The 24,291-nt window shown below is 54.7% G+C and carries 26 protein-coding genes; 8 read left to right on the forward strand and 18 right to left on the reverse strand.

Going from position 1 to position 24,291, the window contains the following annotated elements; all coding sequences use genetic code 11:
* Window positions 1-8 precede the first annotated feature (8 nt).
* The 8 genes from MHI24_RS09985 to nifB all read right to left on the reverse strand — a co-directional run bounded on the left by MHI24_RS09985 (window position 9) and on the right by nifB (window position 8,975).
* Window positions 9-575, reverse strand: coding sequence for a DUF269 domain-containing protein (locus MHI24_RS09985; protein WP_340025479.1), 567 nt, complete (start codon window positions 573-575; stop codon window positions 9-11).
* Window positions 559-969: a nitrogen fixation protein NifX gene (nifX, locus tag MHI24_RS09990; RefSeq protein ID WP_340025480.1), complete on the reverse strand. Its 411-nt coding sequence runs from the start codon at window positions 967-969 to the stop codon at window positions 559-561. Before nifX ends, MHI24_RS09985 begins: the two co-directional genes overlap by 17 nt.
* The gene (gene nifN, locus MHI24_RS09995) at window positions 944-2,272 is read right to left on the reverse strand and encodes a nitrogenase iron-molybdenum cofactor biosynthesis protein NifN (RefSeq protein ID WP_340025482.1); all 1,329 of its coding nucleotides are present in this window, start codon (window positions 2,270-2,272) and stop codon (window positions 944-946) included. Before nifN ends, nifX begins: the two co-directional genes overlap by 26 nt.
* A complete protein-coding gene (gene nifE, locus MHI24_RS10000) occupies window positions 2,262-3,626 on the reverse strand; it encodes a nitrogenase iron-molybdenum cofactor biosynthesis protein NifE (protein WP_340025483.1) in 1,365 nt (454 codons plus the stop codon). Before nifE ends, nifN begins: the two co-directional genes overlap by 11 nt.
* Window positions 3,627-3,661: 35 nt before the next feature.
* The gene (gene nifK / locus MHI24_RS10005; RefSeq protein WP_340025484.1) at window positions 3,662-5,221 is read right to left on the reverse strand and encodes a nitrogenase molybdenum-iron protein subunit beta; all 1,560 of its coding nucleotides are present in this window, start codon (window positions 5,219-5,221) and stop codon (window positions 3,662-3,664) included.
* Entirely contained in the window at window positions 5,218-6,675 is a 1,458-nt protein-coding gene (gene nifD / locus MHI24_RS10010) for a nitrogenase molybdenum-iron protein alpha chain (RefSeq protein WP_340025485.1), read from the reverse strand. The genes nifK and nifD overlap by 4 nt, the downstream gene beginning before the upstream one ends.
* Before the next feature lie 61 nt (window positions 6,676-6,736).
* Window positions 6,737-7,603, reverse strand: a complete 867-nt coding sequence (gene nifH / locus MHI24_RS10015; protein ID WP_340025486.1) for a nitrogenase iron protein — start codon at window positions 7,601-7,603, stop codon at window positions 6,737-6,739.
* Window positions 7,578-8,975 (reverse strand): nitrogenase cofactor biosynthesis protein NifB, encoded by a 1,398-nt coding sequence (gene nifB, locus MHI24_RS10020; RefSeq protein ID WP_340025487.1) that lies wholly within the window; start codon window positions 8,973-8,975, stop codon window positions 7,578-7,580. The genes nifH and nifB overlap by 26 nt, the downstream gene beginning before the upstream one ends.
* 634 nt (window positions 8,976-9,609) lie before the next feature.
* Here nifB and MHI24_RS10025 point away from each other — a divergent pair.
* Window positions 9,610-10,437, forward strand: a complete 828-nt coding sequence (locus MHI24_RS10025) for a TerC family protein (protein ID WP_340025488.1) — start codon at window positions 9,610-9,612, stop codon at window positions 10,435-10,437.
* Between the two features lie 66 nt (window positions 10,438-10,503).
* On the opposite strand, the gene MHI24_RS10030 is transcribed toward MHI24_RS10025, so the two are convergent.
* The 3 genes from MHI24_RS10030 to MHI24_RS10040 are packed head-to-tail and all read right to left on the reverse strand — an operon-like array spanning window position 10,504 to window position 13,011.
* Complete coding sequence (locus MHI24_RS10030; RefSeq protein WP_340025489.1) at window positions 10,504-11,256, reverse strand: ABC transporter permease; 753 nt, start codon at window positions 11,254-11,256, stop codon at window positions 10,504-10,506.
* Window positions 11,250-12,032, reverse strand: a complete 783-nt coding sequence (locus tag MHI24_RS10035; RefSeq protein WP_340025490.1) for an ABC transporter ATP-binding protein — start codon at window positions 12,030-12,032, stop codon at window positions 11,250-11,252. Before MHI24_RS10035 ends, MHI24_RS10030 begins: the two co-directional genes overlap by 7 nt.
* Window positions 12,013-13,011, reverse strand: a complete 999-nt coding sequence (locus MHI24_RS10040) for an ABC transporter substrate-binding protein (protein ID WP_340025491.1) — start codon at window positions 13,009-13,011, stop codon at window positions 12,013-12,015. The genes MHI24_RS10035 and MHI24_RS10040 overlap by 20 nt, the downstream gene beginning before the upstream one ends.
* A 342-nt stretch (window positions 13,012-13,353) precedes the next feature.
* On the opposite strand from MHI24_RS10040, the gene MHI24_RS10045 reads away from it, so the two are divergent.
* Window positions 13,354-13,815, forward strand: coding sequence for a histidine kinase (locus MHI24_RS10045; protein ID WP_340025492.1), 462 nt, complete (start codon window positions 13,354-13,356; stop codon window positions 13,813-13,815).
* Window positions 13,816-14,070: 255 nt separating this feature from the next.
* Entirely contained in the window at window positions 14,071-14,256 is a 186-nt protein-coding gene (locus MHI24_RS10050; protein ID WP_340025493.1) for a hypothetical protein, read from the forward strand.
* 114 nt (window positions 14,257-14,370) lie between these two features.
* Here MHI24_RS10050 and MHI24_RS10055 read toward each other — a convergent pair whose 3' ends face one another.
* The 3 genes from MHI24_RS10055 to MHI24_RS10065 all read right to left on the reverse strand — a co-directional run bounded on the left by MHI24_RS10055 (window position 14,371) and on the right by MHI24_RS10065 (window position 16,103).
* On the reverse strand, window positions 14,371-15,219 hold the full coding sequence (locus MHI24_RS10055; RefSeq protein ID WP_340025494.1) for an alpha/beta hydrolase family protein: 849 nt from the start codon (window positions 15,217-15,219) through the stop codon (window positions 14,371-14,373).
* A 49-nt stretch (window positions 15,220-15,268) separates the two neighbouring features.
* Window positions 15,269-15,664: a MarR family transcriptional regulator gene (locus tag MHI24_RS10060; protein WP_340025495.1), complete on the reverse strand. Its 396-nt coding sequence runs from the start codon at window positions 15,662-15,664 to the stop codon at window positions 15,269-15,271.
* 76 nt (window positions 15,665-15,740) lie between these two features.
* Complete coding sequence (locus tag MHI24_RS10065; protein ID WP_340025496.1) at window positions 15,741-16,103, reverse strand: helix-turn-helix domain-containing protein; 363 nt, start codon at window positions 16,101-16,103, stop codon at window positions 15,741-15,743.
* A gap of 191 nt (window positions 16,104-16,294) precedes the next feature.
* Between MHI24_RS10065 and MHI24_RS10070 the strand changes: the two genes are divergently transcribed.
* The gene (locus tag MHI24_RS10070; RefSeq protein WP_340025497.1) at window positions 16,295-16,825 is read left to right on the forward strand and encodes an NAD(P)H-dependent oxidoreductase; all 531 of its coding nucleotides are present in this window, start codon (window positions 16,295-16,297) and stop codon (window positions 16,823-16,825) included.
* A 108-nt stretch (window positions 16,826-16,933) separates the two neighbouring features.
* Here MHI24_RS10070 and MHI24_RS10075 read toward each other — a convergent pair whose 3' ends face one another.
* Window positions 16,934-17,320, reverse strand: coding sequence for a retropepsin-like aspartic protease (locus MHI24_RS10075; protein WP_340025498.1), 387 nt, complete (start codon window positions 17,318-17,320; stop codon window positions 16,934-16,936).
* Window positions 17,320-17,565, reverse strand: a complete 246-nt coding sequence (locus tag MHI24_RS10080; RefSeq protein ID WP_340025499.1) for a hypothetical protein — start codon at window positions 17,563-17,565, stop codon at window positions 17,320-17,322. Before MHI24_RS10080 ends, MHI24_RS10075 begins: the two co-directional genes overlap by 1 nt.
* Window positions 17,566-17,722: 157 nt before the next feature.
* Between MHI24_RS10080 and MHI24_RS10085 the strand changes: the two genes are divergently transcribed.
* Entirely contained in the window at window positions 17,723-17,998 is a 276-nt protein-coding gene (locus MHI24_RS10085) for a hypothetical protein (protein ID WP_340025500.1), read from the forward strand.
* 82 nt (window positions 17,999-18,080) lie between these two features.
* Here MHI24_RS10085 and MHI24_RS10090 read toward each other — a convergent pair whose 3' ends face one another.
* Window positions 18,081-18,305 (reverse strand): LuxR C-terminal-related transcriptional regulator, encoded by a 225-nt coding sequence (locus tag MHI24_RS10090; RefSeq protein ID WP_019908812.1) that lies wholly within the window; start codon window positions 18,303-18,305, stop codon window positions 18,081-18,083.
* Window positions 18,306-18,763: 458 nt separating this feature from the next.
* Entirely contained in the window at window positions 18,764-20,104 is a 1,341-nt protein-coding gene (locus MHI24_RS10095) for an MFS transporter (RefSeq protein ID WP_340026647.1), read from the reverse strand.
* Window positions 20,105-20,383: 279 nt separating this feature from the next.
* Here MHI24_RS10095 and MHI24_RS10100 point away from each other — a divergent pair, with 279 nt between their 5' ends.
* From MHI24_RS10100 to efeB, 3 genes are all read left to right on the forward strand, one after another.
* On the forward strand, window positions 20,384-21,361 hold the full coding sequence (locus tag MHI24_RS10100; protein WP_340025501.1) for a LacI family DNA-binding transcriptional regulator: 978 nt from the start codon (window positions 20,384-20,386) through the stop codon (window positions 21,359-21,361).
* 351 nt (window positions 21,362-21,712) lie between these two features.
* Window positions 21,713-22,615, forward strand: a complete 903-nt coding sequence (gene efeO / locus MHI24_RS10105) for an iron uptake system protein EfeO (RefSeq protein ID WP_340025502.1) — start codon at window positions 21,713-21,715, stop codon at window positions 22,613-22,615.
* 109 nt (window positions 22,616-22,724) lie between these two features.
* A complete protein-coding gene (gene efeB, locus MHI24_RS10110; protein ID WP_340026648.1) occupies window positions 22,725-23,969 on the forward strand; it encodes an iron uptake transporter deferrochelatase/peroxidase subunit in 1,245 nt (414 codons plus the stop codon).
* Window positions 23,970-24,291: the final 322 nt, after the last annotated feature.

Below are 24,291 nucleotides of genomic sequence, written 5' to 3' on the forward strand. Positions count from 1 at the left end.
AGCGGCCTTTAGCCCTCAAGACTAAGCAGGCCATGCTCTGAGGTCAACTCATGATATTTGTCCAGAAATGCCAGCCCTTCTTCAATACACTCCGCCCCGTACCGGATCGTCTTCTCCACCGAGGTGAACGGGAAGGGGAAGCCGGCCCGCAGGCTGCGCAGCACCAGGATGACCCTCCCGCTGTACAGCAGCCCCCGGCCGAAGCCCTCGCCGTTAATCTCTGCCGAGCTCTGGATGAGGAGTCCGCTGCGCTCCTCCATCACTCCGGCCATCGCCTGGAACAGCAGCGGCACCTGCTGGCGGACCTTCGGTGAGACGCTGCAATTGAATTCCGATTGCTCCCGGTCTCCGGCAGAAGCCAGGAACAGCTTCCCGATCTTCTCCGCCGCCGGGAGCGAGGCATGCCGGCCGTAGAAATCTCCGGCATCCAGCACATCGCACAGGCGGCGGGTCAGGGCTTCCACCGTCCCGGGATTCAGATCAGCGCGGGCTTTCCGGCTGCGCGGTCTCAGGGCCGCCCCTTCCGCCACCGCCGGATTCAGCAATGCCGCATTCTCATTAGCCATGGGTTCCATCTGCATCTCCTCCTTCGCCCTCTTCCAGTTCCTCCGCCCGCAGCACCTTGGCCAGCCACATGGGCGGCTTGCCCTGAAGCATCTCCGTCAGCCGCTTCAGCTGCTCTTCAATGGAGCTGCCGATCGGCACCTTCACCGGCATAATCTTGCGGCGCGTCACCCTTGCGGCCGCAGATGCGCCGATCTGCATAATGAAGATCAGCGTGCAGTCGCTTACCGCCTCCAGGCGGCTGTCAATTTTGCCCGCTTCATCCTGGCCCGGTACTATGGTCAGCCGGCGCAGCTCCACCAGGGAGGCGCCGGATTTCGTTACCTCATATACAGCAAACATCGGACTCTGCCCGAAATGGGCATTCACACGGCTTCCATCATCTGTGGCGAACGCTACTTTCACGGCTGCCTGCCTCCCTTTGCATGATCAGATTTCCTGCCCTGTTGCTCCACTCCATAGCCCCCCTGTATCCGACCGAGACGGACATATAGGCCCCAAGCTCACTCCACACCGGGAATCCGGCAGCCAGGAAGGCTGCGGAGACCCGCTTCGCACCGGCAATCCCATGCGAATTGCTGATCCACAGATCAGCTCCCTTGCCCAGCACCTCGGCATCGTCCAGATCCCCCACCCATACCTCGCGTTCCATTCCCGCGACCAGCGGGGTCTCGAAGGAGGTTAGCAGCGCCTTCTGCTCAACCCCCAGCTCCTCCAGCCAGCCGGAGACAGAATACAGATGATCCGGCTCCAGCGCAGCCAGGACAGACATCCCGGCGAACTGAAAATGGGCATCGAGCATGCTGTCGAGCAGATTCTCGCGCTGCCAGCAATACCGCAGCGGCACCGGCTCCCCGCTGATCTGATGCAGGAAATGCAGCAGCTCATCCGTAGCCTTCAGCCCCATTGCCCCCTCAAACACCTTATATGGTGTGCCGAGCGCATTGTGCAGCCGTCTGGCCGGACGCTCCATGCTGCCGCCAACAGCAATTGTCAGCCCGGACTGCAGGCTCTGCAGCATCGAGTCCAGGGGAACTCCGCCCCGCGTCAGCGGGGAGAAGCCGGTCAGCAGATGTCCCGATAAGGAGGTTGAAATATCCGGCAGGGCAATCACCTCGAAGCCGAAGGAGGAGATCATCTCCTTCAGCTCCATCACATCGGCCGGGGTTAGGAAGGAGCCGGGCAGCAAGGTAATCTGCCTGCTGTTCACGCTTCTTGCCCCCCGGTGCCCCGCCTGCTGGATCATCTCGTCGATCATCGACTCAACCGTAGCGCTGAACCCCGATTCCAGCGACCCGCGAAAATCCGGCAGCACCACGGTGAAGGCGAGCCCTCCGCGCATATTCCGCTCTCTTTTATACGACTTCAGCATGTTCTGGTAATCCACTCCGGCCACATCGGTCAGCTCGGTTCCAATGATGCCGATGATATCCGGGCGATGCTTGCTCAGCACCAGGTTCAGCGCCTCCTCCAGATTGCGGTTCGCATCGAAGATGACATCCATCTCCTGCAGCGCAGAGGTCTGCAGGGCAATCGGCTCGCGGAAATGACGGGTGAGCAGCGCCTTCGGAAAAGCGGAGCAGCCCTGCGCCCCGTGAATCAGCGGCATCGCCCGGTAACAGCCCTGCAGGGCCAGTACGGCTCCCAGCGACTGCCCGATCTTCAGAGGATTCACCGATACCGGCTTCTTTCTGCGGTTAACGGTCATACGGCGGCGCCTCCTTATCCCAGGGAGCCGGGCTTGCGGCCAGCTTCCAGATCGGATTACCCAGCGAATACGCCAGCTCCTTCGCCAGCCTCAGCAGCCCTTCATATCCGGCATACGCCTTGTGGCGCTCCTGATTAATATCGATGAAGGGGATCTGTTCTTTCATGGCTACGTACATATTGCGGCCTCCGGCGATCATAATATCCGCCTTGCGCTCTCTGACGGTCTTGATAATCCGGCTGGCTCCGCCTTCAGGAATATATTCCGTGTCGTCGCCCACCCGGTCCGCGATCCGCCGCACATCATCCTGGGTGCTTTTGTTCGTGCCGACGCCGACAACCTGAACGCCCAGCTCCTTCAGCGCCGAGATGACCGACCAGCTCTTGACGCCGCCGGTGTAGAGCACGGCCCGCTTGCCCTTCAGCAGCTTGCGGTAAGGCCGCAGCTCCTGGCTGAGCCGGGACTCCTCCCGCTCGGTCAGCCGGTCCACCCGCCGCTCCATCTCGCGGTCGTTCATCAGATATGCCATCTGGCGCAGCGAATAGGTCGTCTCCTTCGCGCCGTAGAACGAGCCCTCAAAGAAAGGAATCCCGTATCTTCCCTCCATCTCCCGGGCCAGGCCCAGCAGCGCCCGGCTGCATACCACCATGTTCACCTTGGCCCGGTGCGCCCAGGTAATCTCCTTATAACGGGCATCCCCCGTGATCCGCGAGGTCACTGCGATTCCGGCGCTGCCCATCAGGCGCTCGATATCCCACATCTCTCCGGCAATATTATATTCGCCGATCAGATTGACCCCCATCACCGTCTCCGGCTCCGGCTCTCCCGTACCGATGACGTATTGCAGCAGGGCTTCTCCCGCCAGCCGGTTCCCGAGATTCTTGCTCCCGACGAAGCCGGGGCTGTTCACGGGAATGACCGGCAGGCCAAGCCGTTCCGCCGCCTCCTTGCAGACGCTATCCAGATCCTCGCCGGTCAGCGCGGTCACACAGGTTGAATATACAAATATTGCCGGAGGCGCAAAGCGCCCGGCAATATAGTCAATGCTGTCCTTCAGTTTCTTCTCTCCGCCGAAGATAATATCGGAATCCGTCAGGTCTGTAGCGAAGCCGTATTGGGAGAGGGAGGGGCCGCTGGAGAGCGTGCCCCTGCTCTCCCAGCTGTTGCCCGCACAGGCAACCGGCCCATGAACCAGATGCGCAGCGTCCATAATCGGCAGCAGTGTGATCTGGGCTCCATCGAAGGAGCAGCCTCCGGCGGCTTCTCCCGGCTTGGGCCGCGGACAGGCCTTCACCTTGGGCGCGATGCTCCCGCAAGCCTGGGAATCGAATTCGTCATGCCGAACAGGGTCCATCGGCTATCCTCTCCTTCGCTTAAGATGCTGTGTAATTAACGCACCAGTTCAAAGTTAAAGCCGGAGTTATGATCATCGAGCTGCTGAAGAATCGTGTTGACGATCAGGCTCAGCAGGTTAAGCGTGCCCTGATACCCGATAATCGGGTACCGGTGCATATGATGGCGGTCGAAGATCGGGAAGCCTACCCGCACCAGCGGTACCTCCGCATCCTTGGCGGCAAACTTCAGATGCGAGCTGCCAATCGCTAAGTCCACCTTGTCATTCAGCAGCAGCGAGCGCATATGCCACAGGTCTCTGCCGACATGCACTGTGGCTTCGGAGCCATACGGGCTTGCGGCCAGCAGCGCCTCGGCCTCCTCCTTGAACTTCACTTCGTTGTAATCCACATCCCCGTTCGAGCAGATGATATGCACCGGCTCCATTCCGGTCTCCAGGCAGAACCCGATCAGGCCGATCAGCAGATCCGGGTCACCCACCAGCGCAACCCGCTTGCCGTGCAGGTACGGATGGCTGTCCATCAGCGCGTCTACCACCCGGCCGCGCTCTTCCGTAAGCATTGCTGGAACCGGCAGGCCGGTCAGCTCGCTGATCGCTTCGAGCAGCTTATCGGTCCCTGTGATGCCAAGCGGTGTCGACAATGCCGCAATCTGCTGGTTCCAGGTGCCGCTGATATATTCCTGTGTCTTCTTCAGCGTATACTTCTGCAGGGACAGCGTGCCTAGCGCATTGGCTGCCTGTGGCACCTCCTCCAGCTTGGTACCGCCGTAATAGTATTCGTATTCACCGGTTGCCGGCGAATCGTAGTTTCCGCTGTGGTCGCCCAGAATCGTATACTTGGTATCGAAGGCGGCCAGAATCTTGCGCATCTCTGCGAAGTTGCCGGTGTATGGCTCGAAGCCCAGCATGACATTCAGCTTCTCCCCGCTCTCCGCCCCGCTTCCCGGCTTGCTCTCAATGCCGGAACGCGTGTAGAGATAGCTCAGAATGCCCTTCAGCATGGCATCGTAGCCCGTGATATGGGAGCCGACGAAGCTCGGTGTATTGCAGTATGCGACCGGATATTCTTCGCTGATTACCCCTTTAACCCTGGCATTGCCGATAAAAGCATTCAGGTCATCCCCGATGACCTCGGCCATGCAGGTGGTACAGATGGCAACCATCTCCGGCTTATACAGCGCAATACTGTTCTCCAGGCCGTCGATCAGATTGTTCATCCCGCCGAAGACGGCGGCGTCCTCGGTCATAGAGGTGGAGACTGACGGCGTAGGCTCCTTGAAATGGCGGCTGAGATGGCTGCGGAAGTAAGCGTTGCAGCCCTGCGAGCCGTGTACGAACGGCAGCGTCTTCTCGAATCCGAGTGCAGCCATGACCGACCCGAGCGGCTGGCAGGCTTTATGCGGATTAATCACCACATTCTGGCGGCTGAAATTCTTCTCCATATATTCGGCAGACTTGGAGTATGCCAGCGCCTCGGCGGTCTCCTGCTCGCTGCAGGGCGCTTCGAACTGCTTCTTGTTCTCCCGCTGCTGCAGGTAACGCGCTTCCTTGAACAGGCTGGTATTATCCTTAATATTCAGTTCATCTCTGCTCATACGCCCGCCTCCTCCGGCTGAGTGCTTCCCTTGCGGCCTACCAGCTTCCATACCGGGCTGTTCACGGTCATATCCATATCCTTGGCAAACACCTTGAAGCCGTCGAAGCCATGATACGGACCGCTGTAATCCCAGGAGTGCATCTGGCGGAACGGCACACCCATTTTGTGATAGACATACTTCTCCTTCACGCCCGAGCCGACCAGATCGATATTCATCTTCTTGGTCAGCTCCTCCAGCTCGTAGGCAGTGGGATCATCCATGACGATGGTTCCCTCCTCCAGCATCGGGAGCATCTTCTCATAATCATCCTTGTGGGCGAACTCATAGCCGGAGGCTACGATATCCATCCCCAGATCCTCATAGGCTCCGATGGTATGCCGGGAGCGCAGGCCGCCGATCATCAGCATGACAGTTTTATTCTCCAGACGCGGCCGGTATTTGCTGATCACGGCATCCATGACCGGCTTGTATTTGGCAATCATCTTCTCGCAATTCTCCTGAATCGTCTCATCGAACAGGGCCGCAATCGCCCGCAGGCTCTCATAGGTCTTCGTAGGTCCGAAGAAATTGTATTCCAGATAAGGGATGCCGTAGGCCTTCTCCATATGATCCACCATGTAGTTCATCGACCGGTGGCAGTGGATCAGGTTCAGCTTGGCCTTGTGCGCAATCTCCAGCTCATTCAGGGAGCCGTCTCCGGACCACTGGGCAATCACACGCAGCCCCATCTCCTCCAGCAGGATACGGGAGGCCCAGGCATCGCCGCCGATGTTATAGTCCCCGATAATATTGACATCGTAAGGACCGGTCTCCGCCAGCTCGGCACGGCCCATCACGAAATCGCGGATCGCATCGTTGGCGATATGGTGGCCCAGCGACTGGCTGACTCCGCGGAAGCCCTCGCAGCGTACCGGCACCACCGGCATATCCAGCTCCTTGGACATCTTCTTGGATACCGCTTCAATATCATCGCCGATCAGCCCAACGGGACACTCAGACTGCACTGAAATCCCTTTGGCCAGCGGGAACATCTCGGTAATCTCGCGCATAATGACGGCCAGCTTCTTATCCCCGCCGAAGACAATATCCGTCTCCTGAAAATCACTGGTAATCTGCATCGCGGTGAAATTGTCGATGCCCAGCGTGCCGTTCGCGAAGTTGCGGCGCGAGCCCCAGCTATACTGGCCGCAGCCTACAGGACCATGACTGATATGGACCATATCCTTGATCGGGCCCCAGACCACACCTTTGGACCCGGCATAGGCGCAGCCGCGCGGGGTCATAACGCCCGGACGGGATTTGATATTGGACTTCACCGCGCAGGTGCCGCAGTCGATCGCCTGATCGTTAGCAACCTGGAAGTGCTTCTCCCGGTCCTTCCGCGCTTTTTTCGGGTAGGCTTCCAGAATGTCGGCAACGAGCTTCTGATTCTCTTCGATATTCAGCCCCATGAATTGACCCTCCTTTATCTAATGGCTTACTTAAAAGTTGAGTTTCAAGCCTGACCGCCGCTTACAGCCCCGAAGCCTTCAGCTTCTTGATCGCTGCTTCCTCGTCTTCAATGATGCCGAATTCCATCAGCAGCTCTTCCAGCTCCTCCATCGAGATCGGTGTCGGGATGGTCAGCATTTTGTTATTGAGGATCTTCTCGGCCAGCTGCTCGTATTCCAGCGCCTGCGGATGTGCGGGGTTATACTGGGCCACGGTCATTCTGCGCAGTTCGGCGTGCTGGACCACATTGTCACGGGGCACGAAATGGATCATCTGCGTGTTCAGGCGGCGGGCCAACTCGGTAATCAGCTCATCCTCGCGGTCGGTGTTGCGGCTGTTGCAGATCAGGCCGCCCAGTCTCACCCCGCCGCTGGTGGCATACTTCAGAATCCCGCGGGCGATATTGTTCGCTGCGTACATGGCCATCATCTCACCGGAGCAGACGATATAGATCTCCTGGGCCTTGCCTTCACGGATCGGCATCGCGAACCCGCCGCATACAACGTCACCGAGTACATCGTAGGAGACGAAATCGAGGTCCTGATAAGCGCCCTCCTGCTCCAGGAAGTTGATGGCGGTAATGATCCCGCGCCCTGCACAGCCTACGCCCGGCTCCGGTCCGCCGCATTCCACGTTGATGATGTCGCCGAAGCCGGTCTGCAGAACATCGTCCAACTCCAGATCCTCTACGGAGCCAAGCTCAGCAGCCATCTCCAGTACAGAGTTCTGGGCCTTCGTGTTCAGAATCAGGCGGGTGGAGTCTGCCTTGGGGTCACAGCCAACGATCATTACTCTTTGCCCGAATTTGGTAGCCAGCTGGGCCAGGGTGTTTTGTGAAGTTGTCGATTTGCCGATACCGCCTTTACCGTAGAACGCGATTTGTCTCATGATTCATCATCCCTTCAGATTGGTTTATATTTTCAAAATAAGAGCTGTACTTGACGCTTTCGAGAATAGCTTCGCGAATTCCGCCTTTGCGCACGAGCGGCAGTACCCCTGCCTGGTTCAGGCTGGTCTTCGGCGCATCGCCGATGCCGGAGCAGAGCAGAATGCGGCAATCGCTTAGTATCGATATGATCTCTTGCAAGGTATCGGCCTTATCGCCGTTGCAGTCTGCCTTGCCGTGACAATACGCCTGGATCTTGCGGACACCGAGCAGCTTCACCTCTGTTCCGTCTGTATCGTAGACCAGAAATTCAGTCGCATGTCCGAAATGCTGGTTCACCTTATCGCCGCCCCGTGTAGCCACGGCGACCCTGGTCCTCGGCCCGCCTTCGCGTAAAGCTCTGGCCTTCCTGGCCCGAACCCGCTCGCGGATGGTATCGTCCAGCTCACGCTGGAACATCGCCCTCGCTTCCTGGTCCACAGCCGGCAGAGCTTCCATCGCTTCCAGCGGGAAGTCGCGGCTCCGGTCCTGGCCCAGCAGCCCGATGGCATCTGCCCGGCATTGCCGGCAGTGGCGCATGACCTTCATGCCCCCGCGGCCGAGCTGCTCCTGGAGGTTCAGCAGTTCCCTGGGACGGGGCGCCTTACGCCCGTCCGTTTCGTACCGGCTGCCCGGGGCGATGATCAGCGGTGTTACATTGTGCAGCGTGGCCCCCAGCTCCTTCACCCGTCTGGACACTTCCGGGAGGTGGTGATCGTTGACCCCGGGAATCATAATGGAGTTCACTTTGACCAGCACCCCCAGCGCAGCCAGCCGTTCAAGCCCCAGCAGCTGGCGGCTGATCAGCAGCTCGGCGGCCTCTCTTCCTTCATAACGGATGCCCTCATCGACGACCCAGGGATAAATCGCCTGGGCAACCTCCGGATCGGTAGCATTGATGGTGATCGTGACGTGGCGGATGCCAAGCTCCATAATCTCCTCCACATGCCGGTACAGCGTAAGTCCGTTGGTGCTGAGGCACAGGGAGACATCCGGCACCTGCTTTCTGACTCTGGCAAAGGTCTCGAACGTCTGCTCCGGATTCGCCAGCGGATCACCCGGACCGGCTATTCCCACCACCGACAGCTGCATTAATTGAGCGGCAACGCCCCTCACCTTGCGTTCCGCCTGCTCCGGCGTCAGCACCTCACTGACCACGCCCGGCCTGCTCTCATTCACACAGTCGAACTTGCGGTTGCAGTAATTGCACTGGATGTTGCAGGCGGGAGCAACCGGGATGTGCATCCGGGCATAGAACCTGTGAGCCTCCTCGCTGTAGCACGGGTGGCGGCTAATCTCCTCCTCCGCTTCACTTGACCGACATGACGGCTGCATGTTCCCACCTCCTTTTAAGTTCAGAACCCGCTTTGGAAGCTTCTCTACCGTTAAGGGATAGAGCTTCACTATTTTCTTGCACAACGTGTTTCAGGTAATCCTTGTCTGGTTAATGTTATTTTACTTAACATTTAACTGACTTGTATGCTTTGATTAGTTTCATCATATTTTCATCACCGGGCATCGTCAATTACTCCAGCGCTTGATTTGCCCTGATTTTCCTTTTGTTTGCAGTTTCGCCATAACATATGTCAACTTATATGACTTACAGTTATCATGTTTCCGTTTTCAGTACCGTCTATTTTGACTGATATTTGTTCTCACAGGGCATTGACAACGCCTCTTAACTCGGATATGATACTTTTAGCAAAAGCGAAAACTTCAAAATTTCATATAATCCCGTAAAGGGGAGTAGCTGTTAGATAAAATCGTCAATACGAGAGTATGAAGATATTCTCCGGTTTTATCGGCAATAACCATTGTTAGCGAGACCTTTACCAACCAGGTTACCTTTATTTTTTGAGGATGATCTGTTTGGTAAAGGTCTTTTTTATATATATTTTTGGTTAAACTAATGGTAACACCGGCAGTTTTTTCAAAAAAAGCAGTTAAACCACTTGAGGAGGAAACAGCAATGGATTGGGGATTACTATTAGAATACGGATGGGTATTGCTCGTTCTCGTAGCACTGGAGGGACTGCTTGCCGCGGATAACGCACTGGTACTTGCAATTATGGTAAAGCATCTTCCGGATGAGGAACGCAAAAAAGCCCTGTTTTACGGATTGGCCGGAGCCTTCGTGTTCCGCTTCGGATCGCTGTTTGTCATCTCCTATCTGGTGGATATCTGGCAGGTACAAGCCATCGGTGCGATTTATCTGTTATTCATTGCGGGGAATCATATTTTCCGGAAGGTATTGTTTAAGAAGCCGGTGACCGAGGAAGCTAATGAAAGCGGCAACCCTGAGGTCGTTAATAAGAAAAAATCAAGCTTCTGGTTCACTGTACTTAAGGTTGAGGTAGCTGATATCGCCTTTGCTGTTGACTCCATCCTCGCGGCTGTAGCCCTCGCCGTTGCCCTCCCTCCAAGCGGAATGGGCCACATCGGCGGACTCGACGGCGGACAGTTCCTCGTCATCTTCGCGGGCGGCTTCATCGGTCTGGTCATTATGCGGTTCGCTGCTTCCTTCTTCGTCAAGCTGCTTCATACCCGTCCGGGCCTTGAGGTTGCTGCCTTCTTCATCGTCGGCTGGGTTGGGGTTAAGCTGGCAGTCATCACATTGGCTCACCCGTCCCTGGGTGTATTGTCCGAGGACTTCGCCCACAGCACCTGGTGGAAGCTGACCTTCTACGTAGTGCTGATCATCATCGCTGCAACCGGCTGGTTCATGAGCAGTGTCAAAACTGAAGAAAACACCGGCGAGAATCCGGTACGTGAAGTCGACAAACAGCTTGGCAAATAAGCCTGACGTCTATACGAACGCCAAAAAAGCCCGTTTCCCCCATAAGGGAAGCGGGCTTCCTTGCGTCTATCTCCGCCATTTCATAAACCGGTAGTCGAGCAGATCCACCAGCAGGAACAGCACGAAGCCGACCAGACTGAACAGCATGATGCCGGCATACATCTCGGGATAATCCAGCCGCAGCCAGGCGTCCATAATGAAGAAGCCCATGCCATGCTCGGTACCATAGATCTCTGTGAAAAAGAGGACCGATATCGCCGTCCCCAGCGAAATGCGGATCGTGCTGAGGATCACCGACAAGGCTCCGGGCAGCGTAACATTCCAGAACTTCTGCAAGGGGCTTGCGCCAATGCTGGTCAGGACGTCATAGGTGCTCTCGGGAATGGCCTTCACGCCGTCACGTACCGAGATGATGATCTGGAACAGCAGAATCAGCATGATCATCAGCACCTTGGAGGTCTCTCCCAGGCCGAAGAACAGCATTACCACCGGCAGGAGCGCGATCTTCGGAATGGGGTACGTCAGATAGACCACCGGGTCAAGCAGCTTGTTCCAGCGCGGGGAGCGGCCCATCAGCAGACCAGCGAGCAGCCCGAGCAGCAGCGCCAGCAGCACCCCCTCGAAGATCCGCAGCAGGCTGTAGCCGACATTCACCGCCACATTGCGGGCCCCGAGCTGGAGCATGGCCTCATAGACCGCGCCGGGACTGGGCAGAATGGCATGATTCATCAGCAGATAGGCGACATACCAGACCCCGTTCATCCCGGCAAAAACCAGCAGCAGACGCAGCACATAAATCATAACCCGTGGCTTCACCATTTCTCCATCATTACCTTCCGGATGCGCTTGCTCTGCTCGAAGTATTCCTGGCTCTCCCGCTTGTCTTCGTGCTTCATCCCGAATACGCCAGCGTTGTCCACCAGCTCCGGCGGCTCCTGCTGCCCTGCCGGCAGGACGATAATCTTCTGCCCGAGCAGAATCGCTTCCTCGACATCATGGGTTACAAACAGCGCGGTCACAGGATGCGCCTGCCAATTCCGGATGAACATCTGCTGCAGTCCCTCCCGAGTGATCGCATCCAGCGCCGAGAACGGCTCATCCAGCAGCAGAATCGTAGGCCGGATGGCAAAAGCGCGGGCAATCGCCACCCGCTGCTGCTGGCCCCCGCTGAGGGAGAGCGGATATCTGCCCGCAAGCTCTGCGATCCCCATAGAGGCAAGCCACTGGGTAATCTGCCGGTCCTGCTCCTGCCGGTGCCTGCTCCCTCTTCCGGGGCGGGCAATATTCATGGCAATCCGCAGATTGTCACGGACGGTCTTCCAGGGCAGCAGCCCGTAATTCTGCGGCACCAGCCCGATCAGCGTATCCCTGTCATGGACCGGGCGGCCGTTGAACAGCAGCTCCCCGCCGTAACCGGGGAGCAGGCCGGCAATCGCCCGCAGCAGCGTGGATTTGCCGCTGCCGGAAGGCCCGATGACCGTGTATATTCCATGCTCGGGCAACTCCAGGTTCATGCCGCCGAGTACAAGCTGTCCGTTCTGGTAAGCCACATGCAGGTTGTGGATGTGCAGACCGCTAGTTTTTAAACTGGACATCGGAGATCACTTCTTCAGCTGCCAGATCCTTGGTCAGCAGCCCCTTCTCGCGGGCCCAGGCGAAGGCAGCCTCCACTTCCTTCACATCGACCTGGTTCGCCGGGAGGTAATCCGGCACCTTAATATCCTGCTTCAGCGTGTCAGGGTAACCCACTTCCTTGATAATCAGATCGATATAGTCCGACTGGTCATGTGTCTTCATATATTCAACAGCTTCGTCATAGGCAGCATACATGTTGCGGATGCCCTGTCCCTTGGCTTCAATGGCGCTCTGCGGAAAAGCCAGCACAAACGGATTAATCCCCGCACTGTGGGTCGAGCTAAGGACACGCAGACCGGCAGATTTACCCATCGTTACAAAAGGCTCCGGCAGCACAGCCGCATCGGCCTTCTGATTCTTAAGCAGCTCCAGGCGGGTCGGAATCTGCGGCACCTCGGTTACCGTAATATCATCTTCCGTCAGGCCTGCCTGCTTCAGCATCATGGCCACGGTATATTGGGTCGAAGTATTCTTGGACAGAATCACAGTCTTCCCCTTCAGATCCTTAACCTCTTTCACTTCGTCATTGCCGGTCAGCAGGTCGAATTCACCTGTGGTGGTGCTGGTGATTTTGACATCAAGGCCTGCTTCATTATAGATCGAGATCGCGACCAGATCGGCGCTGAGGCCATCCACCTTACCGGCTTGAAAAGCTACATCGCGGTCCTTGGCGCTCTTGAAGGTCTGAATATCCAGGTTCACATCATGCTGTTTATCAAAGCCCTGCTCATGGGCAATAATAAAAGGAATCGCATCGATCGAAGGCAGCAGCCCCAGCGATATCGTAACGGCCTCAGCAGGCGTGCCCGCGGCATTCCCGGACCCTGTGTTCTTGGCATTGTCCCCCTGATTCGCACTGCCGCAGCCGGCAGCCGCCATACTGACAGCAGCGGTCAATACAACCAGCTTCGTAAGGTATTTCCAGTTTCTTGTCTTCATGAATCCTGATTCCCCCATCTCCATATCGGTTACTCTTGTTGCTGTTGCTTGCATATGCCTCCGTGAGCAGTCCGCACAGAATCATGCGCATTTATTCACATACACCCCTGTGCAAACCGTTCTCTCCGGGAAGTCCAAGTAATGCAATAGTACACCTATTGTCCTATTTTGTATATTTATAAATTGAAATATCAGTCCTCTAATGTACAATATTTTCATAAAACTACTTTTACAGCAGCCGCCCAAAATGACGCAAATATGCTATAATGACGTATACCTGTCCTTCAGGTACCCACTCTTTAATTACAATCCCATACCAAACCTATTTAAGGAGCTGTGTGTATGAGCGATGTCATTCTCCAGCAGATTCTAACTGAGCTGCAAGGGATGAAGTCTGAAATCAAAGATATCAAGTCAGATGTTAGAAGCCTTCAGTCAGAATTCGGTACATTAAAGTCAGAATTCGGTACTTTAAAGACAGAATTCAACACATTCAAATCGGAAGTTGTTGCGGAGCTGGGTACGATTAAGGGCGATATCGTGGGCATCAAAGAAGATATCGTGGGCATCAAAAAAGATGTCGTGGGTATCAAAGAAGATGTCGAGAGCATCAAGGAAGATACGAAGCTGATCCCGCTGATTCAGCAGGCGGTGTCCGAAGTCAACGCTGAAGTCGTTGCCGGCCGGGATACGCTGGAGCGGATCGACCGGACCCTTAGAGGACATGACGCAACGCTGGATATACTGGCCCGGCGTTCTATAGATCACGAAGCGGAGTTGAAGCGTTTATCCGCTTCCGCATAACGTTCTGCCCGCAAGCGACCGCTGTCCTCCGGCTGTCGCTTTTTTGTTACCTATACATTGTCTCCACCACAAGGACATCATTCCCCTTACAAAATACAATCCCAATTAAAATCAACTTCCCGCTCTTCTTTTTGTCTTTTTCAGGCGGACATTCATTTGATTTCTGGATTCTTTATGTTATAATGAAAGCGTAACCACAAATGAAGGACAGAAAGATCAAATCATTGTATTTCATCGCCAAGGAGGATGAATGAAATGCTGGCAGGGATCAAGGAATTGAAGAATTGGGTAACCGGAATGTGGCAGCCCGGAATAACTTTAGGGGAAGAAGACTACCGGAAGATGGAGTATAGCGCACACCGCCATCTGCACACGCCGCCAACGCCGCGCCCGATTACTTATGAACAGGAATCCCGCATCAAGAGCATCAAGTTCCATTAAGCTCACCCGGGCCATATATAGATTAAGCTGCATCTCACTTAAGCACTTCACACAAAAATTAAGGCCGCTGAGAAGCCGGAGCAACCCGGTCCATGCGGCCTTTTATTTTACCGTTCAACTGGCAGCGTCTGCCTCTCTCTTCAGCCACTCCAGCACCGTCTGCACCCCTTCCAGATACCGCTGCCCTACGAGCAGTCCGGTATGGGTGGTATTCCACAGGCCTCTATACTCTGCGCGGAAATAGTCTGCATTCGCTTGTCCCTGGCGCTCCTCCTCATCCGAATTCACAGCATGGATCACCAGACAAGGGCAATGGACTGCACTCCTGTCCACCGGTATGCCTGTTGCACTGAAGAAGAAGGAGAACGCGCTGAACGCCCGGGCCGACTCCATCGTCAGGTATTTGCGCTGGAAGGCGATGTCCTCTGCGGACTCATCTATGCTGGCAGCTTCTTCCCGGACCGGAGCCGGTACAACATTAACGGGCCTGGACGGGACGAGACCACTGTAGGGCACAAGATCATGAACCTCCCGGCAAAGGCTTGAATCCATTAGCACAAGTCCGGCGAACCTCTCCGTCTCCGCCAGCTTCTGGCTCAGAATTCCGCCCATGCTGAAGCCGATGACGATTGGAGCCTCCCCGCGCTCGGCGGTTACTTCCTTTATAACTTCCCGTATATCCTCCAGATAGTCCTCGAAGGTAATCCTTGTCATATCCAGCACCCTGCTGCGGTAATGGCCTCTCAGATTCATGGCATAGCAGGTCCAGCCTTCGCGGATGAAATGCGGGATGTATTTGCTCCACATCCAGCTTCCCGTATAGGCACCGTGTATCAGCAGCAGCGGCGGCCTATGCTCCGTTCCTTGCGGCTGTCCCTCCCCCTCAAAAACCTCCAGATACAGATCGTGCTCACCGATGTATTTTTGCGTATGCGGCGGCAGCTCCTTGGTGAAATCTCTCATCGTTCCTTCCCCCTATATAGTTTGATATAAAACTATCATACAAAATTTTTTATAGGTTAGTATTGATCTTCTGCAAAATAGCAAGCAGCGTCTTCTTCTCCTCCTCCGAAATATTGCGGTAGAACTGATCCAGCATGGCAGAGGATATTGCTTCAAATACCGGCTCCAGCTTCTGCCCCCGGGCGGTCAAAGCAACATACACGTACCGGGTGTCTTCCTGATCCCTTACCTTCGTCACCAGCCCCAGCCGGACCAGCTTGTCTACAAGCGCTGTAACGGTCGATTTGTCCTTATGAATCCGGGCTGAGATCTCAGCCATCGTCAGCCTCTCTGTATGAAGCAGTGCATAGATAATATCCCCGTGCGAGGTGCCGATGCCCTCCAGCCCCTGCTGAGCCATCTCCTGCACTAGGAACCGGTTAACCTTCTCTCTGATTCTGGACATTAGTGAAATTACATCTCTGGTTTCCATACACCACATTATAGTTTGATATCAAACTATTGTCAATGCCGCAGGACATTCACTCCTGCTTGGAGTCATTCTCCAGCAGAATGATCTCCTCGCCCCGCTGCTGCCGGATGGCAATATTGGTTCTGCCCCAGGAGCACATCAGGTCAATAATGGCATTGGCGGTAATGCCGTACTCTGTAATATAGTATTCGACTTTGGGCGGCATCTGCTGGTACACCTGTCTGCCGATGATACCATCGCGTTCAAGCTCGCGGAGCTGCTGGATCAGCACCTTTTGCGAGATTCCCGGAATGCTGCGCGCAAGCTCGCTGGTTCTTTGGGGCCCTGGCATCAGCCTGCAGATGATTAGCGATTTCCACTTTCCCCCTATGATCTCCAGTGTTGCTTCAATTCCCAAATGATATTGCTTCATCTCCGCACCTTCCCCGCAGCCATATTACCTAGCTTATCTGATGAACCTATTGTGCCACATCCCGCTTCAGAAACCAATGCACACCTAGAGGTAACCATGTTACTTCATTGTGTGTATTTACATTTTCAGGGATTTACAAAATAATAGAACCAGCCGCATCGGCCAAATCTCTACCGGAAAGGTGATTCCTAATGACAACCCTTGTAATTCTTGCCCATCCTGATATTGAAGCCTCCCGGGTGAACCGGAGATGGAGACAGGAGCTGCTGCTGCACCCGGACCAAGTAACGATCCATGAGTTATATAAAGAGTATCCGGACTGGAAAATCGACGTAGCGAGCGAGCAGCAACTGCTGGAGGCGCATCAGCATATTATTTTCCAGTTCCCGTTGTACTGGTACAGCTATCCCCCGTTATTAAAGAAGTGGCTCGACGATGTGTTCACACACGGCTGGGCTTACGGCTCAAGCGGCAACAAGCTGAAGGGGAAGAGAATGGGGCTGGCAATGTCCATCGGGGATAAAAAAGAGAATTATCTGCCCACCGGCTCTGTTTCTTTTACCGTAGACGAAGTGATCGCTCCGTTCAAGGCCAGCGCAATCCATGTCGGCGCAACCCCGCTGCCTTACTTCGCAGTCTTCGGAGCCTCCTTCCAGGCGAGTGACGAAGCCATCGACCAGAGTGCCGCCGATTATATCCAGTATATCCTTGCACACCGGTAAGCCCCCGCCCGGGGGCTTTTCCGTTTTTACTGACTGTCCCTAAGTAGGGAATGAGGCAAACCGCTGATTGGGACAATCATGGGAGGGGGTATTGGATAGAAAGATCAGCTAATCGTTGAAGTGGGAGGAATGAAGTTCCATGTTCTCAAGATCAAGAATAAATCCGTACTTTCTTAGAATATCCAATCCCAGCAAACCTTTATGAGTTTTTGGCAGCACTCCAACATCTACCTCAACATTTGCAATCAACAAACCGTTAATTTCGATGCTATCCATTACTTTTGTATAAAAAGGTACTGTTCCACCTACGCCATACGCCTCGTACACAGGGTCTCCGTTTTCATACGTCACACCTATTTCTTCCAAAACATCAGGACTAAAAACCGTATGTGAAGAGCCCGTATCGATAATAACATCATTTATTTGTAATTTATTTCCTTGATAATATATTGTGAGCTGTACGGCGAGGAGTTGTCCATCGTAAAATATCTTCATTAGCGCCTTCTCACTCTCATTAGAGGGTCTTTGCGCAAATGTATGACACACTCCTCATTGGAGGTGTGATAAACAATATTGCCTGGTTCCGCTTTGAAAAATTCCTTGTTGGCATCCTTCTCAGGAATTACACGAACGGGCGCGACTTCGGTAATGATTTTCTTGTCCTCATCTTCACGATACTCCAGTATGGAAAGCAAGACAAATTGATCAGGAAACAACTCTCTTACCTGCTGCCATTTCATACCTTTACCTCCCAGCTTATTTATATTATGAACGGCTTGGATGTTTTTATTTTATCATACAGCGAACAGCCTTTTGCGTTTAGTTTTTACATTACGTTGGTAATGCGGTTTGAAACACACATAAGTCAGTCCAAATACTTCATTGAAGGTGAAGCCGATGAAATGGGCAGAGATTACTGCATTACATCCAAGCCGCTTTGTGCTGGTGGAAGCAATTAAAGCATGCTCAAACAACAACGTGCGCCAGTTAGAGGATATGGCAGTCATACAGGACTACGACGATCCGCAAGAAGCCTGGAGCGGCTATAAAAAGCTGCATAAGCTTCATCCAAACCGTGAGCTGTATGTATTTCATACGAGCAGAAGGGATGTTGAGGTTGTGGAGGAGTTCTTCTCGGGGGTGCGGCAACCCTTTTTGATTCTGACGCCTTAACAGAAATATTCCACAACAAAAACCTCCCTCCGCCCCGAAGAGCAAAGGAAGGCTTACACGCATCACCTCAGAAGCCCGGCAGCTAGATCTTCAGCTCCCCAAGCTTAATCAGCTCGACTACCGCTTGTGAACGGCCTTTTACGTTTAATTTCTGCATTACGTTGGAGATGTGGTTGCGGACGGTTTTTTCGCTGATGAACAGAAGTCCTGCAATATCCCGTGTAGTTTTGTCCTGCACAAGAAGCTCGAATACTTCGCGTTCACGATGCGTCAACAAAAATTTGCTATGATGTTCGTTCCCTTTCAATGGTGTCACCCCTCCTTGCCCTGGGTTTGTTTGGTATAACAAGGTAAAGGGATACAGTCAAACCATACTATGTGGTGGGGCAGTTAATGGTGCTGTCAGAGCATGAAAATGGGCGGGGGCAAAGGCGGAATATGGACAGCCCCGGAAAAACGGAGCCTGTGCACAGCAAAAAGGCTGCAGCTCCTTAGACGTTAAGGGCGGCAGCCGGCAGGAAAATCCTGCGGAATCCGGTGGATTATAGCGGTTATATAGTGCGGGTAAGGCGGCTACCGCTTGGGGCAGATACAAGCTCACAAGCCTTACCGGTCCGTCACGCCCTTGCGGTCACGCCGGTTTCTCCGGTAGAGGCTGCTGTTGCACTTCAAGTGTATCGTATGAAATGGATTCCATAGCAAGCTTTTTTATATGCCGCAACAGATGGCGCAACAGTCTGCCATAACGGCCAGTATTAATACGATTTATGACTGGATTTCAGAATGAGAAGCTGGACTTTTCCTCCATGACCAGGCAACCACCGGAATCAGCAACAAGGACATCAAGCCTCCGGCAAGTGAAAGCATGGAATAGCCAACACCAGCCATAACCATGCCAGACAAAGCGCCGCCGGACGCTCCGGCCAGCGCAATCAGCACATCGACCGTGCCTTGCGTCTTCGCACGAACCTTTGGCATCGTGGAGTCGATAATAGCCGCCGTTCCGCTAATCAGGCCAAAGTTCCAGCCTAGGCCGAGAAGCGCCAAGGCCACAATAAGCAAGCCCATGGATTCGCCTGGTGCAAAAGCTGCGGTTAAACCCGCCAGCAGCAGTGTTACACCTGATGCATAGGACATAAAGGTGCGTCCAAGCTTATCCACCAGCACGCCAGTCAGCAGGGAAGGCAAATACATGCATGCGACATGGATGCCGATTACCAGACCTGCATCGCCAAGACCATGGCCATGCTGCTTCATATGAACGGGCGTCATGACCATAATGCCTACCATTACGATTTGGGTAAGCACCATAACCGTTGCTCCCACAATAAGTCCTGTCCGGTTATGGGCGCTCTGCGGGCGGCTTGCGTCTCCCTTCTCCTGGAGACTTTCTCCGCCTTTCACCTGCGTGCTTGTATTCAGGCTCTCCCCTTCGGCAATTGCCTTGGCAACGATAAACGGATCAGGGTGAAGAAACAGCAGCAGCACCAGGCCCGCTATCAAATAAGCAGCTGCCGCCAGAATAAACGGCCCCGATAAGGCAGGAAGACCGATGGAGGCCGCCATGCGGCCAGTCGGCTCTACCAGATTGGGACCTGCCACCGCACCAATCGTCGTAAACACCAGTGCTGTACTGATTGCTTTGGCCCGCTGATCCGGCTGCGCCAGGTCCGTACCCGCGTACCGGGCTTGCAGATTGGTTGCCGTGCCCGCTCCATAAATCAACAGGGACACAAACAGCAGCGCTATCTGATCCCAAAGCGCGGCAAACACAACGCCAACCGCTCCGGCTCCACCCGCTATAAATCCGGCTGCCAGCCCGACTCTCCGCCCAAACCGCTGTGACAAGCTTCCTACAACAAGCGCTGCCGCCGCGGAGCCCAGCGTAAACAAAGCTGCGGGAAGACCGGAAAGGCTGTCGCTGCCCAGCATGTCCTGTGCAAGCAGCGCTCCGACGGTAAGCCCGGCAGCCAGCCCCGCCCCTCCGAATATTTGCGAGATAACAACAAGCCATAACGTTTTTATATACAGCTTCCTTTGCTTCTCCGGCGATTTCACGTAATCATTTACTCTGTCAAAGCGGATTTTTTGCCGTCCCTGAGCCATTGATGTTTGTTTATTCATATGAATCCTCCTTTTCGGTACCCCTGCTGCTATCTGGATCATCTCCAAACCAATATCCGAATTATAGCGATACCCGCCATCCCTCTTCAATCCCTCAAAGTTGGGATAGCTATTCCAATCCTTATAGTGTTTCGGACATGTCGAATGAGCGAATCCCTGAGCAATGTGCTTGAATCCATTAGGAAATTTACTGTATCCGTTTGTCCTCATTTATAGTTAGAATAATGTTATACGATTCTCACACAGGAGGCGCAGGCGAAAGTGGCTAATATCAAAGAAATTGCCCGGATGGCCGGAGTGTCCGTCACCACCGTCTCGCGGGTGTTGAATAATCATCCTTATGTCAGCAAGGACAAAAGAGCCGCCGTACTGAATACGATTGAGCAGCTGGATTATACCCGCAATATGAACGCCGTACACCTGATTACCGGACGTACCGGTGCGGTGGCGGTGATTCTTCCGTATATTCATGCATTTTATTTCTCGATTATTATGAATGGAATTGCCCATGAGGCGCTGCTCTCGCAATACCGGCTGATTGTGTGCCAGAGCAATTATCGGGAGGAAGAAGAAGTGAAGGTGCTGGAGATGCTGCGCCATAAAGAGATTGACGGTGTCATTATTATATCCACTGCGCTGAAGCCGGACATTATCGAGGAGTATACGGCTTACGGCCCGGTCGTCACATGCCAGGACAGCGGAGAGCGCCGCTATTCTTCGGTCTATATTGAGCATTATGCAGCGTTCAGGCAGGGGCTGGAGTACCTGACCGGTAAAGGTTACCGTTCCATCGGGTATTGCGAAGGACGGAGTAACGGCAGCAGTGCCGTGATCCGGCAGGCTGCTTACCGGGAATTTATTGCCGGGCACAAGTTGGCTTTTGAGGAGGAATGGATGATCTATGACTGTACTACGGAGGAAGATGGCGCCGCCGTCGCACAGTCGCTGCTGAAGATGGCTAAACGGCCGGAGGCGATGATTATCACCGGAGATCATGTGGCTGCCGGACTGATCATTGAGGCGCGCAGGGCCGGACTCCGCATCCCGGGAGACCTCGCAGTCATGGGCTTTGACAACCAGCCGATCGGCCGGCTGCTTGAGATCACCACCATCGACAACCACCTGCATGATATGGGAGCCGCTGCCTTCCGCATCATCCATGAACAGATCCATTCGGACCATCCTGCTCCGGTCTACCGCAAGCTGGACTACCGGATTATTGAGCGGTCCACGGTTTAGAATAAACCGGAGCGGCGGCGGTGGTTCAGATAAAGCTTCAAGCAGAAACGGCTTTGCCGTCCTTTTTAAGGACGGTATCGTTTCAGCGAGAAATATAAGGATAAGTTATGGTGTGCAACATATAAATTCTTATATTTTAAAATAGACATACGGCGTCCTCTGCGGGGACGTTTTTTTTTGCGCATATTGTGTGAATCTGTATAGCAGTTGTTATGAATATGACAATTATCACATTTTTATTGACAGGCCGGGTAGGGAGATTTATGATAGGTCCATCATTGATAATCATTATCATTTACATAAGTAAAAGTCATATACTCTTATCATTTACCTGAAGGGGTGTCCAGCCAAATGAAGATCAGTTATGCAGTGCCAGCTGGGCTGCTTGCAGCCTCTCTCCTGTTCGCCGGATGTGCGGGCAAGGATAACAGCATCAACGTTAATACCAGCAACAACTCAGGGAATAATGCTGCAGCCCAGACAGGCAGCGGGGCAGAAAGTGTTGAGAAGACCGGCACTGGAATGGGCGCAGATTTCACCACAGCGATTGACGAATACCGTAAATATGTCATTGCAGAATGCGATGAATTCGTCAAACAGACCGAAGGCTTCACAGATGCCGTCAAGGCGGGCAAGCTGGAAGAGGCCAAAGCACTGTATGCTCCGGCGCGTATGCATTATGAGCGGATCGAGCCGATCGCCGAAGCGCTCGGAGACCTGGACCCGAACATCGATGCCCGTGAGAATGATGTAGATGCAGCGCAGTGGCGCGGCTTCCATAAGCTGGAGCAAGCGCTGTGGCAGAACAACACTACAGAAGGTATGACAGATGTCGCGGACCGTCTGCTGAAGGACGCGCAATTGCTGCGCGCCAAGGTGGAGACTGCCGGCATTGACGCTAATCTGCTCGTTACCGGAGCTGTAGAACTGCTGAATGAAGTCTCCTCGTCCAAAGTTACCGGGGAAGAGGAGCGGTATTCGCATACGGATTTGTATGATTTTGTGGCAAATGTGGAGGGAGCCCAGAAGATCTATGAGCTGCTGAAGCCGGAGCTGGCCAAAAAAGACCCGGATCTCGCGCAAACGATCGGCGGCCGGTTCACAGCCTTGCTGAATGAGCTGGCTCCGTTCAAGTCCGGAGATGGATACGTGTCTTATGAGACACTGAAGGAAGATGAAATCCGCAAGCTAAGCCAGAATCTCGATGCCTTGGCCGAGCCGCTATCCAATATGGGAACGATTCTGGGAGTGTGACCGCGAGATGAATAAGAAGGACAAGAATACCTTGGGCCATGCAGACGCAGAAGGCAGCCTTCCTGCCGGGGGCAACGGTCTGTTCCGTCAAAAAATCAGCCGCCGCGATATGCTGCGGCTTACCGGCGCCTCCGGTCTCGGTCTCCTGCTCGGCGGAGGCGGAGTAGGCGGCTTGATGGCTGCACGCCAGGCAGCAGGGCGGGCGGTTCCAGCCGCCGCAGCCTCCGGGCAGAGTGCAGGTGCAGCAGACACGATTCCCTTCTACGGCAAGCATCAGGCAGGGATTATTACACCTGCTCAGAACTTCCTGTGCTTCGCCTCATTTGATCTGACCACTTCCAGAATCAGCGATGTCCGGAAGCTTATGCAAGCCTGGACTACAGCTGCTGCCGCGTTGACTTCCGGTACGCTGATCGGCAGCGCGAACGACAACCCCAATCTTCCGCCGGCGGATACCGGCGAGGCCGATGGCCTTACGCCTTCCAAATGTACGCTTACGTTTGGGGTGGGGCCGGCGCTGTTTGACAGGCGGTTCGGGCTGGCGGGGAAGCACCCCGCCTCCTTCACGGAGCTTCCGGCCTTCCCGGGAGACAGTCTGGAGCCCCGGTGGAGCGGCGGCGATCTCTGTGTCCAGGCCTGTGCCGACGACATGCAGGTGGCGTTCCACGCCATCCGCAATCTGGCCCGCCTCGCCCGGGGAACAGCGGTGCTGCGCTGGACGCAGGAAGGCTTCCAGCGCAGCGGCAGCGCCGACCCGTCAGGCGGCACTCCACGTAATCTGCTGGGCTTCAAGGACGGAACGGGGAACCCGGATGTTACCGATGACGCCAAGATGCGCAGCATTGTCTGGAGCGGCGGCACAGACGGTCCCGCCTGGATGAACGGCGGCTCCTATCTGGCGCTGCGCCGGGTGCGCTTCCGCATTGAGGTCTGGGACCGCTCCTCCCTGAGCGACCAGGAGGCCACCTTCGGCCGCCACCGTCAGAGCGGGGCCCCGCTCGGAGCGCGGGATGAATTCGCGAAGCTCGATCTGACGGCCACCGATGCCGGGGGCAAACCGGTCATCCCGCCGGATTCACATTCGGCGCTCGCCCACGGAGACGGCTCGGTCCAGATGCTCCGCCGCTCTTACTCCTATTCCAGCGGCATGGACCTCAAGACCGGCCAGCTCGATGCCGGGCTGGTCTTTATCAGCTTCCAGAAGGACCTGAAGCAATTCGTAACCATCCAGCAGCGTCTCGCCGCAAACGACCGGCTGAATGAATATATGGTACATACCGGCAGCGCCGTTTTTGCCTGCTTCCCCGGCGTCCGGGAAGGCGGCACCATCGGGGAGCAGCTGCTTGAGGGATGAAATGCCTAGGCTGTGACGGGTGACGCTGAGGAAGCAGGAGCCACGGGATTCTGAGGACGGAAGGGTAACGGCGATTCGGGCACCGGAGAGGACGGGCAGGTAGCTGATCGTTACGGACTGAGAGGCGCTTATTTTCTCTTTTCAAGCATATTTAGCTACTCCAACGGACTCCACGGTGCTTATTTCCGCTACGGCGGGCGGTTTCCTCGCAATTATTTGTACATAAGCGCAACTGAGTCCGTTCAACTTGCAGAAACGTTAATATTGCTAAAATAAGCGCAGCTGAGTCCGTTGCAAGTGCCCCCTACTCGCTAAACTTGAA

It is taken from the genome of Paenibacillus sp. FSL K6-1096 (assembly GCF_037977055.1).
In the GTDB taxonomy this organism is placed as follows: Bacteria; Bacillota; Bacilli; order Paenibacillales; family Paenibacillaceae; genus Paenibacillus_AQ.